12 protein-coding genes are annotated in these 13,535 nt (G+C 54.0%); 1 reads left to right on the forward strand and 11 read right to left on the reverse strand.

Features of this window, described 5'->3' with window-relative positions:
* Positions 1-121: 121 nt before the first annotated feature.
* From NSU01_RS34350 to NSU01_RS34375, 6 genes are all read right to left on the reverse strand, one after another.
* The gene (locus NSU01_RS34350) at positions 122-1,429 is read right to left on the reverse strand and encodes a polysaccharide deacetylase family protein (protein ID WP_081970345.1); all 1,308 of its coding nucleotides are present in this window, start codon (positions 1,427-1,429) and stop codon (positions 122-124) included.
* Positions 1,430-1,434: 5 nt separating this feature from the next.
* Positions 1,435-2,157, reverse strand: coding sequence for a hypothetical protein (locus NSU01_RS34355; protein WP_042140423.1), 723 nt, complete (start codon positions 2,155-2,157; stop codon positions 1,435-1,437).
* 474 nt (positions 2,158-2,631) lie between these two features.
* On the reverse strand, positions 2,632-2,988 hold the full coding sequence (locus NSU01_RS34360) for a nucleotide excision repair endonuclease (protein WP_076243629.1): 357 nt from the start codon (positions 2,986-2,988) through the stop codon (positions 2,632-2,634).
* 90 nt (positions 2,989-3,078) lie between these two features.
* Positions 3,079-4,065 carry an NAD-dependent epimerase/dehydratase family protein gene (locus NSU01_RS34365; RefSeq protein ID WP_076243630.1) on the reverse strand — a complete coding sequence of 329 codons (987 nt, stop codon included), beginning with the start codon at positions 4,063-4,065 and terminating at the stop codon, positions 3,079-3,081.
* A 589-nt stretch (positions 4,066-4,654) separates the two neighbouring features.
* Positions 4,655-5,203: a TetR/AcrR family transcriptional regulator gene (locus tag NSU01_RS34370; protein ID WP_042140426.1), complete on the reverse strand. Its 549-nt coding sequence runs from the start codon at positions 5,201-5,203 to the stop codon at positions 4,655-4,657.
* 451 nt (positions 5,204-5,654) lie between these two features.
* Entirely contained in the window at positions 5,655-6,914 is a 1,260-nt protein-coding gene (locus NSU01_RS34375; RefSeq protein WP_076243631.1) for a nitric oxide synthase oxygenase, read from the reverse strand.
* Between the two features lie 81 nt (positions 6,915-6,995).
* On the opposite strand from NSU01_RS34375, the gene NSU01_RS34380 reads away from it, so the two are divergent.
* Positions 6,996-7,319 (forward strand): antibiotic biosynthesis monooxygenase, encoded by a 324-nt coding sequence (locus NSU01_RS34380; RefSeq protein ID WP_039294950.1) that lies wholly within the window; start codon positions 6,996-6,998, stop codon positions 7,317-7,319.
* Positions 7,320-7,460: 141 nt separating this feature from the next.
* Here NSU01_RS34380 and NSU01_RS34385 read toward each other — a convergent pair whose 3' ends face one another.
* From NSU01_RS34385 to NSU01_RS34405, 5 genes are all read right to left on the reverse strand, one after another.
* On the reverse strand, positions 7,461-8,303 hold the full coding sequence (locus NSU01_RS34385; RefSeq protein ID WP_042140427.1) for an EcsC family protein: 843 nt from the start codon (positions 8,301-8,303) through the stop codon (positions 7,461-7,463).
* A 571-nt stretch (positions 8,304-8,874) separates the two neighbouring features.
* On the reverse strand, positions 8,875-9,156 hold the full coding sequence (locus NSU01_RS34390) for a hypothetical protein (protein WP_042140428.1): 282 nt from the start codon (positions 9,154-9,156) through the stop codon (positions 8,875-8,877).
* 78 nt (positions 9,157-9,234) lie between these two features.
* Entirely contained in the window at positions 9,235-10,659 is a 1,425-nt protein-coding gene (locus tag NSU01_RS34395; RefSeq protein WP_076243632.1) for a hypothetical protein, read from the reverse strand.
* 171 nt (positions 10,660-10,830) lie between these two features.
* Positions 10,831-11,379: a hypothetical protein gene (locus NSU01_RS34400; RefSeq protein ID WP_042140430.1), complete on the reverse strand. Its 549-nt coding sequence runs from the start codon at positions 11,377-11,379 to the stop codon at positions 10,831-10,833.
* Between the two features lie 74 nt (positions 11,380-11,453).
* Entirely contained in the window at positions 11,454-13,445 is a 1,992-nt protein-coding gene (locus tag NSU01_RS34405) for an FAD-dependent oxidoreductase (RefSeq protein ID WP_042140431.1), read from the reverse strand.
* Positions 13,446-13,535: the final 90 nt, after the last annotated feature.

Raw genomic sequence — 13,535 nt, forward strand, 5'->3', positions numbered from 1 at the left:
AATAACTTATTGTCTCAAATTTTGTTTATTAAAACAAGGGGAAACGCTGCCGATTCCGGGTCATTTCCGTGCACATACGCAGAAAAGCGCACCCCGCGATCCGGGATACGCTTCCTGCTTTTTATTTGAAGACGGCGAACTTCAGTCCCTGTGCCTGAAGATACTCAATGATCTCAGGAAGCGCCTGGACCGTAACTGCTTTTTCGTGCAGCAGATAGATGCCGCCGGACGGGTCCGTTGTATGGAAATAACGGAGAACCTGCGGGGCATTATCGGCTTTCCAATCCTCGGGGTCCCGGTTCCAGAGCAGCAGCTTCATATGCTGCCGCTTCGCCTCAGCGGCCAGCTCATCATTAACTGCACCATAAGGCGGACGGAAGATAGTTACCGCCGAGTTCATGTTCGACTCCAATTCCCGGCTGGCCCGCTCCAGATTCTTGCGGTTCTCCTCAGGGCTGTTCCGTGTCATATCACTGTGATCCCAGGAGTGGCTGCCTACTGGCATGCCATGCTCATTAGCATAGCTGACCTCTGCCGGGCGGCTGCTGGCGTTCTGTCCAATAAACAGGAAGTTCGCCGCCACACCATACTCGTCCAGAATATCTACAATCTGCCTTGTGTACTGCGAGGGCCCATCATCGAAGGATAAGGCCACATACCCCTGAGGCAGGCTGTATTCATAGCTGTTCCCGTCCAGTTCAATCTCTTCAACCGAAGTCTCCGGAGCCGCTGCAGACGTATCTTCCGGGGTATCTTCCAGGGGATCTTCCGGAGCCTCTTCCGGGACTGCCTGGACTTCGCTGCTCTGGTAGGCCGCCGTCTGGATCACCGGTATAACATTAATAAGGGGACTACTGCTGACGTCCGCAGCTACGGCCGCCTGCAACGGGTCCTCATGGGCTTCTGCGCTGTTGCTGAACAGCTTGCCGTCCATGCGCAGCAGGAACAATGCGATGAGGCAGCTGAACAGAATACCGCGCAGCAGTATGGCCCGGACAGGCCGCAGGCTGCGGCTGCGCTTCAGATGTCCAGGTCTGTGCTGCGGCAATTCAAGTGACGGTACCTGAGCAGCAGGCCCGGGCCCGGCTGGACGTTCTTCCTCCTGCCGCGCCTTTACAAGCTGCGAGGCATACTCCTCAGAGCAGGCATAATACAGCGTTTCGCTAAACGTCTGGTTCATTTTGATCAGGGAGCTGAAAAAGCTGCGGCGGAAGGGGTCCCATTTGGGATAGAGAGACAGACGCACACGCTGACCCGCGAAGGGGCCAAGCATACTCAATTGCACATATGTATATTCATCGATGATTAGTATATGGCGGGCGGAACCGCTGCTGTGGGTTAAACCTACCTCCATCTGATAGACGCCCTGCCTCTGCTCAAGGGACAGCAGCTCTACCATCCGAGCAGTGTTCGCCGGGTGTACTGGCATAAGTCCTATGTATCTCCGTTGCTGTCGTTACGCTCTGCCGGCGGAGTGCTTCCGCCAAAGGGTACGGTCATGCGGTTGGTGAAATCGCTGATCATGCTGGAGAGGTAGGTTTTCTCCTGCCGGACCGTATCGTATTTCTGTTTCAGGTGACTGTTCTCTGTCTCCAGGCGCCCGATCTTCTCTTCGAGCTCATTCATCCGCTTCAGCTTCTCCGAGATGGCATCATTATGTTTTTGTACAAGATTGGCATATTTCTGCTGCTCCAGATCAATGGTGCTCTTGAGCTCATCCATTTCTCCTGACAGGGTCGTGTGCAGCTCACGGTAATCCTCCAGTACCTGGTCCACCTTCAGATTCTTCTCCACCAGCTTATGCTCTAGCTCCAGGATGCTCTTCTCCCGCTCTTCAATTACCTTGTTCAGGTTCCTCAGATCCCGTCCCAGCCTCTCCACATGACTGCTGGAATGATTCAGCCGGTCCTGCAGCTCATGGTTGTTCGTTTCAGCATGCGCTCTGGCCTGAATCATCTGCTCTACTGCGAAGACCAGATCCAGCGACTTTTTATCCAGCTGCGCTTTGCCGACGGACACGAGGCCGGGGGCACTTTCAGCCTTCTCATAATTATCGCTATCTTCGGGCGGAGGTTCGGCCAGTTGAACCTTTTGAACCATACCCGGTTTGGCCGTTTTGTCCACAGCTTCTTTCTTCTTAAAAAACGGAGCCGCCATCTATATAATCACCTCATTATAAATGTCAAAATATGTCGAGCATGTACGAGTTTATTATAGTTGATTTAGCGGATGCGTTAGTGAGCCTTAGTATCTAACTTTACTAAATGTATCCAAAGGCCCAAGTTGCGCCAGCAAGCTGCTGCCTGGCCCATTTCAGGATGAATTACCCCTGCCATTTGTACTGGGCGTTCCCGAAAAACAAGGACCACAACGCGCCTGAAAATCCCGGATTACTCCTGCGTGTTGTCATAGCATCCTAAGGCCAGAGTAATACATCTCCCGGTTCAAATCCGGGATTTAACGCTTAACTGTACAGCAAACAGGCACCATCCTGACCGGACGGCACCTTCATGCATCATTATCCAAGTTACATCGGGAACCCCGCCTGCAAAAGGTCAAACAGCATAATTTCCTGAACAACAAAAAAACGCAGTCCGCAGGAAGCAGGGACCACGCTTTTCATCCAAACCATTATTTATAAAGTACTTTCTCCACATTATATTTCGCCTTAAGCTTGTTCACAATGTAAGTCTCATAAATTTCTCTGTCGACCGGGTCTTCCACGAGGCAGACTTCAATCTTGGTAACTTCATCACGGTGAGGCTTCATGACCGATACGTTATCTTCGAAGTGCTTCTTGATCCGCGGTCTAAGCTTGCGTGCCTTGCCTACAAACAGCAGCTCATCCTTGTCATTGTAGAACATGAAGATGCCGCCGGCTTCGCGGGTAATCAGGTGAAAATCCGTAAATCCGAAAATATGGCTGAGCACAGGGTTCTCCTGCTTAAAAATAGTAACTTCCGGTGCCGGAATGGTAATGCTGATCATTAAGCTTCACTTCCTCATTGTATATAGAAATAAATAGTATCACAGATTGGGAAACCTGACTATTTCTATCTTCTGCAGATTACTCCTGTTTTATGAGGGGATTTGCACATTTTCAGCTGCACGGTTCTGGAGGGAATGGATCGTCGCTGTTATCCCCTGTTCAAAAGGCGTGGCCGGAACCGGCCCGGCTACCCGCTCGTACTTCGCACCGCTGAGCCGCAGCGGCTCCTTCGTCAGATACAGCATCTCGACAATCTCTTTCATTACCGGTACAAACAGGCCGAGCAGTGACAAGCCTGCTGCGCCTAAGGGGATAACCAGTTTCGAGCTTCCGGCAGCTTCGCGGGCAATCCGGACGATCTCTTTGCCGGAGATCACGCCGGCTCCAGGAATATTCCAGTTCTGCCCGTAGGCCTCCTCGCGGAGGGCAAGCTCCACCATCATCACTGCCGCATCCGGCAGATAGACGTATTCGCGCGGAACGTTCATATTGCCGATGAACACCGCAGGTCTACCGGCAGCTATGGCTTCCAGCGTCGATCCGAGGTAAGAGGCTTCATTGGCCGTGGGGCCGTAATAATCCGGCAGGCGGACAATCATTCCCTTCATGCCGCTCCAGCGCGGGCTGAAGAACATCCGCTCGAATTCCAGCTTTATTTTCCCCTTGCGGGTATGCGGATTCTTCGGATAGTTCTCGTCAATCGGCTGCTCATTCACTCTTCTGCCATACGGATAAATCCCGTCCACAGCCACTACCTTCGCCCCCAGCCGGTTCGCGGCCTCCATCACAGCTTCACCCATCGGCAGCAGCTTCGCGGCCATTTCGTGATAAGGCACCGATGCACTGTGAAAAATAACATCAGCCCCGCGCGCGGCCTTGAATACATCATCCGCACGGAACACATCTCCGGTCTGCAGGCTCAGCCCTGCCGGATTCCCGAGCTTGGCCGTGAGCTGTTCCAGCTTCGGCATGGAGCGCCCAAAGGCTACAGTCCCGATCCCTCTTCGAAGCAGCTCGGCAATAATCACCGTTCCTGTCCCTCCGGTTGCTCCCAGTACCATCGCTTTGTTTATCATTTGAAATTCCTCCTGGTATAATGAATTTTTATTTATTGTTAATTTTTATTAGTGATTGATCACTAACTAAATAATAAAAATAAAAATAAATGGTATATAGCCGAACTAAATTTAAGCTGTTAACTGAAATCCTGCACGAAATACAACATTCTACCCATGAAATCGGGCTAAATTGAAAATTGTTGCACAAAAGGCAGCATTTCCATCTGATTCAAGCCGCTAAGCGGAACAATTCATGTATTTCGTACAACAATAATTACGAATCCCACCATATTCATGAGCTCAAGTTGTAATACGTACAACATTATCTATTCATGGCCGATTACCTGCGTTCATAATGAAAATGATGGACACGTACCACTATTTCGTTTCGTTCAAGCTTTGCTTGTTCTTTGCTTAATTCTTTGCTAGTTATCCATTGCATTACTAAGTTATTGATCAGTCACTACTCGAAAACTGAAAAAATGATGATCCGGATGGATCGGGAATTATGCAGCTGACTCTTGCCAGTGGCTGTGAATTTTGCTTAATCCTCCTCCCGCGCTTGTTGCACCGTTACTCCCGATCATCCTCCTGCCCGCACCGGTGCTTACAGATGCTTCGGTTTCAGCTCCGGCATTCCCAGCGTGAGGGCGATATTGCAGAGCATACCGTTAGCCATGAAGGTGCTCACCTCCACCTCCGGGTGCGCAAACCCTGCTGCCGAGAACTTGCTCTCCATCAGACGGGTTACCTCCAGAATACCAGCCTGCATCGACTGGCGGATAGCTTCATCCCGGATGCCGATGGCCTGCACCTGCAGAATAATCTCATTCGGATGGGTCTCCATCAGTTGCTCGTATAGCTGAATGGCCTCTGCAAGCAGCTGGTCTGCGGGAGCCTGAAGCCCTGAGAAGGTGCGGAGAATCCGTTCAAAAGCCCGCTCCAGCGCAGCAATGAACAGCTCTTCCTTATTCTTAAACAGCTTGAAGATATACGGCTGGGATATCCCCACCTTCTCGGCCACCTGCGCGGTTGTAGCCCGGTAATAGCCATGTTCTGCAAACACAACCACAGCCGACTCCAGAATCTGCTCCCTGCGGTTTACCGGAATGGTCTCCTCTCCTTTGGAACGGATAGTGCCCGATTGCTTGTTCATATAGGTCTCCCTTTCTGCCGGAATGTTAGGTGATCGTCTGGCTGTCTTTAGGTTATTGATCAATCACTCTCTTGTTTAGCAGTATATACTTCAATCTTTAAATAATCAACCACAGCCTGAAAAATAATAATTACTGAACAAAATCTCCCGGAAGGCGAATCAGCACGAATCAGCACCAATCAGCACCTCCCTAAGGTTAATTTAGACCTCACTCACCATTCCGGCTAAATTTCACTTTGGATTAGCAGCTGCAAAAATGAAAACAAAAGCAACTATTGCCGGCCGCCATACTGCCAAGCCCTTTCGCCTAGACAGCCGTGCCGCCTGAATCAAATCGCGCATCGCCGCACCAGCCCCCCTTTCAACCGCGTGCAGAGAGATTGCACGCGGCGCTAAGCCAATTATTTCCCATATAATTATTTATTTTGCCGGACCGGACGCCGGACCGGAGTTAGTGGAGGTGATGGAAAGGACATGTCATCGCTTCGGCAGCGCCCTGTTGCTCAGACTCTGCTGCCGGATCATCCGTCCCCGCATGCAACGAGGCAGAGCCGCCAGCTTCACTGGATGGACCGGCTGCTGCATCTAACCTGTCCGCGTACGCCTTCTGCTGGTACATGAAGCGCGGACTTAGATGCAAATCTCTCAAGGTGTTATCGTTCCAGATCGGTGTGGACGAAGGCGACATCGGGGGGATCAGCCAGCCCCATTTGCCTGATACTTCACGCCCCTGCCGCTTCTCCTGTTCCTGGAAGCGGACGAACTGATCTGCCGCTGTATGGTGATCGACAATACTGACCCCGGCCTGCTTGAAGGAATGCAGTACCGCGCGGTTCAGCTCCAGCAGCGCACGGTCCTTCCACAGCGAGGTATTAGTCGAACGGTCCAGGCCCAGCAGATCGGCCACTGCCGGCAGGCGGTTATAACGTTCTGTATCCCCCAGATTCCGGGAGCCGATCTCCGTTTCCATATACCAGCCGTTGAAGGGCGCCGCCGGGTAACGGATGCCGCCGATCTCCAGGCACATATCCGAGACAACCGGAACGGGGTACCAGCGCAGGCCCAGCTCTGGGAACCGTCCGATCTCCGGATGAGTGAGCGGAATCTCCTGCACAAGTCCCGGCGGGACGGGGAACCAGCGGGGTTCCTCCCCGCCGATGCTGATGACAAGCGGTAGAATATCGAAATCCCCGCCTGTCCCCTGCCAGCCCAGCTCCCGGCAGACCGCAGTGAACTCATCTGAAGCCGGATCACCGGCACGCGGCTGCTCCCCGTCCCCGGGATAGCCGGCATAACGGATCAGTTGGTGATTCCAGATCCGGATAGCTCTATCCGGCTGCTCTCCGCTGCGGAATACGGTTATGACCGGCCGGATCCTGCCGCCGTTATTCGCATGCTCCACATGCCGGAATAGCGCCTCGGCCACCTCCTCCGCAGTCTCTGCCCCGCGCGCGTCAAGCACTGTAAGCGAATGCCAGAACAGCCTTCCGATACAGCGGCTGTTATGACGCCAGGCCATCCTCGCCCCATGGGTTAGTTCTTCCTCCGTATGTATATAGGTGCCCGTAAGAATCACTTCTTCGCGTATATGTGCAAGACGCCGCTCCCGCTCACTCTCTGACTTGTCCAGCTCCTGGTAACATGCAGTGATGAAGGCTTCCGCCTGCCCGATTAATTCATCAATGTTAGGCTGCTGATCTATTCGATTCATTCTTTCCCTCCTTGTTTCTGGTAAAATAATGTTGATCAACTCCGCTATTGGAGCGGATAACTACATGCTGGGGTGATGAGGTTGAGCAAATTCGGAATGTACGCGAAATTCACCGCTAAACCGGGTGAACGGGAGGCATTGGCTGCCATTCTGCTGGAAGCCGCAGCGGCGGCTGAGCCTGTCCAAGAATGCGAGCTGTATATCGTGAACCTCTCGGAATCCGAGGCGGATATCCTCTGGGTCACAGAAGTATGGAGCAGTGCGGAAGCCCATGCTGCTTCCCTTGCCCTGGAGGCCACCCGTGCCACGATCCAGCGGGCCATGCCGCTGATTGCCGGAGTCGAGCCGGTCAAGCTAATACCTGTGGGCGGAAAAGGGCTGGCGTTCGGTTCAACTGCCCCATAGGCGGCTGAACCCTTATACCTTTCCTGAAATAGAGGCAAGGAATGCAGCCCCAGGGCAGTAATCCTTGCCTCTATCTCATGATGCCCGCCTTGCCGGCAGCCCCGCTGCCATCCATGCGCAGTTCCGCTTCAATCAGAGCACTTATTTCAGCTCCAGCTCAGCCAGCCTGGCGATAATCCGTCTTTTGCGGTATAGCATACGGGCAGCCTCCGTCACATCCTCCAGCGTCTTCCGGTTGAGATACGCGCCAAAGAACATGCCTGCAACCGGAACAGTCTGGAGCAGCTTTTTCCAGCCCCAATTGTCACGGTATACCATAACAACCTCTTTCCAGCCCTGAATCTTCGAGACTGCCGCGTTCGTTCCGGCAATGATGTTGCCATCCCCGCCGGCCTGCAAATTCAGCTCCCGCAGAATCGTCCGCTTGCCGACAATATCGGAGGATGCGAATTGCATCACCTTCACAGTGAATATCCGTTCCGCCTTATCTGTCGGATCGTAGCCATAGCATAGGCCAATCTCCTGGATGGCCTTCAATGAAAGGCCGAGCACAGCCGGAATATCGGCAGCAAGGGTGAAGATTCCGCCGAAGCCGGTAGTTGCCCCTTGGGCAGTTGCCGTATTCCGGCTCCTCTCTGAGAGCCGGAGCGCTGCCGCATCCATTACAGCCAGCGGATACGGCCCGTTGCCCGTCCCCCCGGCTGCCACGCTTGCCTCCCCGATCAGCGTGCCTACCTTGCGCCCGGCAACCAGATAGTTGCCGCCATTCTGGATGTAGCTGCCCAGCTCATCCAGCAGCTTGCCTACCTTCTCATGAATAATCTTCGGTGTGATTTTATCAAGCAGCTTGAACGGCAGACGGGTAATCCGGTCCCAGATCATCAGCTTATTCTGCTCTTTCTCCCACTTGGCAATCCGGGCAAGCTCGGCATGCAGTATCTCCGGTGTCTCCAGCGGTACCCGTGAATCATTAGCTTCCGGCATATTTATGCCTCCCTTGAATGATGGTCTTGTCATGTTTGTTGCGTCTGCGTCTTAGTGGTATTACTACGTAGCCTTCCCCTGATCCGGTTCACGTAAATTATAGATGTGCCTGATACCTTATAACCTTATTCACTCCGAATGATTGCACAAGTTTGTATATGCTGGCCCCGAATTAGATAAATATATAAGACGCACTTAAGATTTGAACGTGAAGCTTAGTCGTCACTGCGTGAACATTTGGACTTCCGGCCGCTGTTGTCCCCAGATTTCTTGATTATTACCGCTGTTCGCAGTGGAAATCCGGTGACTGGGTATGCTTCCGTAGCGAGCTTTCCTGCGGAAAGCTTTCAGGCGGGCGCTATCGCTCCTACAGTTCCAAATTTCCCCTCCGCTTCTTTCGCTTTTTGTTATTTTTTTAGTGCTTCTTATATAGCAAACAGGCATTCCCGGAGTAAATCCGGAAATGCCTGTTGCAGCAGTAACGCAGGTGCTTAATAGCCTGCCGAATTCAGGCCGGCTTCAGACTCGGTGCAGATCACGCTGGGCTATTGCTCAGGCTTTAGCTCTGGCTTTAGCTGCGGGCCTTGGCGCCAGGTTCGTCCAGTGAAGCGAGTCTGCGTTTCTCTTCGGCCAGCCTGTCTTCAGTCAAGTCTACACCGTGTCCGCCGACCGATCCTTCGGGAGCATGGCGAACGGCTTCCTCGGCATGCTCCAGGCTATTCTCCGCCTGGTCAATCATCTGCTCCGTTGGATGGCTTAACGCCTGAGTTACAGCGTTGTGCAGCTTGGTCACAGAATCCTGTGCCTGATCCACCGTGCTGTTCGTCCGCAGACTGGATTCGTAATGCTTCATAAGAATACTTCCCCCTCAATCACGGTTTCTGTTCTTCTCTAGGATGGATTGGGGGCGTGGATCTTATGCAGACATCTCCTACACCAGAAACATGGCGGTGAGAGTCATCGCCGCCAGACCCAGCAGGACCGGCTTCAGATTGCGCCGGGCCAGCTCGAAGGGGCTGACGCCGCAGATCGCCGCGGCGGGAATGAGCGCCCACGGGATCAGGGTGCCGCCGCCGACCCAGATGGCGGCTACCTGCCCAAGGGCAGTGAGGGTCGCCGCGCCGGAATGGATCGCGGCGGCGAACAGCCCGGCAATCGAGCCGGCCAGCGAGATGCCGGAGAAGCCGGAGCCGTCGAGACCGGTGATCGCGCCGATCACCGTCAGCGTCACGGCTCCCACGGCGCCATTAAGCGGCACGTGATCCGCCAGGGCAACGCCCAGGTCGTTCACGATGCCATGCGAGCCGTCCGGCAACACCTGGCCGAACAGTTCGGTGAAGGCCGAGTCGCCAAGATAGAAGAAGGCTGCGATCGGGATGACCGGTCCAAAGACCTTGAAGCCGAATATGAATCCTTCAATGAGATAGGCCGTGATTTTCTCCAGCCCCTGTCCCTGGCTGCGGTGGGCCAGCAGGGTAACGACAATCAGGATCAGCACGGCGGTTCCGCCGACCAGAGCTGTAGCATCACCACCCTGCAGGTGCAGCATGAACATGGCTATCACATCCAGAAGGAAGAGCAGCGGGATGGCGATGGCCAGCGCTTTTCGAAGCCCGGCGCTCATGAGTACCGTCCCGTCATCGCCCGTCCCGGCTGCAGACAACGGCCCTGCTGTGCCTTGGGCAGTGACCACCAGGCCGTCTCTCCACGTTCCATTCTTCTGGTCTCTGCGCATCATCCAGAAGGCAGTGACAGTAGTTACAACCCCCATCACGATAACCAGCGGAATACTAGCCTGCATGACGCTGGATACCGGAAGACCCGCTGCATCCGCAGTCAGCTTCGGCGCTCCCTGGATAATATAGTCGCCGGAGAGGGCGATCCCGTGCCCGAACAGATTCATTGCCACCGCTGCACCAAGTGCAGGCAGGCCGACCCGGACAGCGACAGGCAGCAGGACTGCACCGACCAGTGCCACCGCAGGGGAAGGCCAGAAGAAGAAAGAGGTCACCATCATGATCAGCCCGATCCCCCAATAGGCCATCGCTGGTGTGCGCAGAAACCGGGTGAGCGGGGATACCATCGTCTCGTTGATGCCTGTAATAATCAGAATCCGGCTCATCGCCACAATAATGGAGATAATCATAATGGTGCCGAGCAGCTCTTTGGTAGCATATACAAAGGAATTGAAGATTCCCGATACCGACCCGCTGAGCGTAGCCGTTGCCAGCAGACCCAGCGCCAAAATCCCGGTCACGCAGATCATTGTCGTATCACGCCGCCGGATCAGCAGCGCCAGAATGAACACAATAAACACTAAGTACACCCAATGAATCGCCGTAAGCTGGATACCCATTATCCTGCGCGCCCCCTTTCCACTTCCTTATAGCAAGCTCAGTGCTATATGCTATGCAGGGGCATAGGCTGGTGTTCGTACAACCGGGCACGGCTGCGCCATCTTATAAAAAAAAGATCCCGGAATCCACGCAAACCAAGGATTCCGAGATCAATATACAGGTGTTTCCTATTAAGGCTGCCGGTTTGCCCTCCGCGCCCGGATGAAGGCCAGCTGCTGCAGCCGGTCCTGGGTGGAGATTCCGCTCCACAGGCCAGGTTGCCCGGCAGGGCCCCCGCTGCTCTTCCCTGCTTCTTCCGGTGAAGGGGCAGAAAGGGACAGGGTACAAGTACCGTCCCTGTAGATGATTAGGCTATGATCAGCAGAGAGGTGATCTTTGGCGACATACTCATCAATGTAGCCGTATATTTTTCTTAAGGTCACAGGATCTTTGCTCATCTGCTGCAGGATATTCGGGGCAATCACAATCTCCCGCACATCATCCCTGGCTCCCTTGCCGGCACTGTCCGCACCCTTGCTCCCGTCCTTGGACACCGCTGTGATCCGGACAGGCAGGCCGTATTTCTTCCTGATTCTGCGTGCCTGATCTTCAATGGCCGCAGCAACAGCTGCCAAAGTCTCCGAGAAACTAAGCACAGACGACTCTGCCGGAGCATGGGCCTCCTGATGCGGTGAACGGGTCAGTGAAGCGGCTTGAATCCGGGAAATGGGAATATACATCGAACATTCCTCTTCTCGATAAAAGTTCAGGACAACTCTTTATCGGTGAAAAGAAGAAGATTGCTTAAACCGTTCTATTTTGTGCCCAGTGCCCCGGCTGCTGCATCCTCGCCGCCAAGCCGCCCGGAGGTGAAGGAATACCCCAGTCCGACGCCATTTCCTACATAAGTATCGTTAAAGAGTACACCTTCGGACTCCACGCCCACGGCATATAATCCCTTGATGGGCACACGCTTGTCATTCAGCACCTGAAACTTGGTATTTACAAGCAGGCCGCCCACCGAGCAGAGATTATTGATCTCGGAAATAATTGCATAATACGGGCCGCTCTCACCCATCGGAAGCAGATATTCCTTCGCTTTGCCGAACTCGGTATCGATGCCGGTCTTCGCCGCTTCCTGATACAGCTTAAAGTCAGCAGCGAATACCGCAGCATCCATACCCGCATTTTTTGCCAATTCCTCAATGGTATTACCCTTGAAGCCGTCACCGTTGGCAACCATGGACTCGAAGACTTTATCCGCATCCTTCCAAGGCTGGTCCAGCGTGAATTTATCGGCAAAAGAAGCATAGAATTCCGGCGGCATTCCCGGCAGTCCGGGTGCTTTCAAGCCATGCATTCCCTTGGTCTTGAGGGCATCAATCTGCGCCTGCGAGAGAATGACCAGATGATAGGCTCCGTTAAAAGCACTCGTGTTCGCCGCTGCTACTGCGGTTAGTGTTGCCGCCTCATCCCGGAATCTCGCCCCGGAAGGGCCGACATTCATCAGCGTTGGCAGGTAGGAGAGCATCAGCGGATAGCTGGCTTCGAACGGCTCATACTCCGCCTTCAGCTTGTCCGTTGCTCTGGCCAGGGTCTGGTGAAGCATTTGTCCCCCGAAGTTATCGGGAACCTTCGCCCCAATATCCCAGGACATTTGCAGCCCTTCGCCGATATTCTGTCCTAGTCCGCCATTGACGCCTTCGAAGCCGAAGGCTTCCTTGACCATCTCTTTGTTGCCGGCATAACCGCCGGTAGCCATGACAATGCTTTTGCCGGTGATCTCAAGCACAGTTCCATCCGCCTTCCCGGCAACCACTCCGGTAACCTCACCATTGCTGCCTGTAATCAGCTTCTGGGCTGTTGTTTCGGTGATTACCTGTCCGCCGCCCTTTTCCACGGATTCTGAAAGCATCGCCTTCAGCAGATCCTGGCGGGTGTCATAGGCCGGTAACATATGCAGCTGTTCTCCGCCAAAGTTAAGGAAGGTAGTGGTGTAGCCCTTGCCTGTCAGCCAGTCATAGGTTTCACCCGACTTGGTCACGTACTGGCGGATTGCCGCTGCGTCTACTCTCCAGTGATTATTAACGATCCAGTCGGCAATCTCCTTCTCTACTTCCACTTTAAGTCCGCTGCTGACAGCGGCTGAAGAGTTGTAGAACTTACCTGCCCAGGACAGATTGCTTGCTCCGCCAATCGTAGCTGTTTTCTCAATAAGAATGACCTTTGCGCCTTTATCGGCTGCTGAGACTGCTGCAGATACGCCGGATGCGCCTGCACCCACGACAACGACATCCGCAGACAGCTGCTCCGTCTTGCCTTCTCCCGATTTCACTACAGCCCTCGATTTAAAAGCCTCCACGTTGCCGCCCGCCTGCTTCACCGCATCTTCAACGGCTGTCAGGATCGCCGTGCTCGACTCCGAAGCACCGCTGACTGCATCTATGGCCAGAGTCTGGCCGGCAATAATCTCTTCCTTAATCTTATTAATGGCCTCCACGCCGATGCCGGCCGTTTCGTTCTGGCTGACCACCTGGATATCCGTGATTACGGATTCGGCGTCGAGTGTAACCTCAACCTGAATCTTGCCGTCTTTGCCGTCAGCTTCCGCTTTATAGGTTCCCGCTTTAAAAGCATCCGGTACCGCACTTGTATCCGCCGGCTGCGTAGCCTCCGGTGATGCTGAAGGCTGCTCCGATGCTGCCGGTCCGGCTGAATTATTGCCGCTGCAGCCGCTGATGAGCGACAGAACCAGGATCAGACATACGCTTACTTTTAACAACGGCCGTACTGCTTGCTTATGCATTATTTCTCCCCCTGTGTGGTTAGTGCAGCCCCGCCTCTCTCTCTCTCTAAGAACTGCTGACTACGCACAGAGTGTAAACCTTGGTACAGC

The sequence above is a fragment of the Paenibacillus sp. FSL H8-0259 genome (genome assembly GCF_037963255.1).
GTDB classification, from domain to species: Bacteria; Bacillota; Bacilli; order Paenibacillales; family Paenibacillaceae; genus Paenibacillus_AQ; species Paenibacillus_AQ phytohabitans.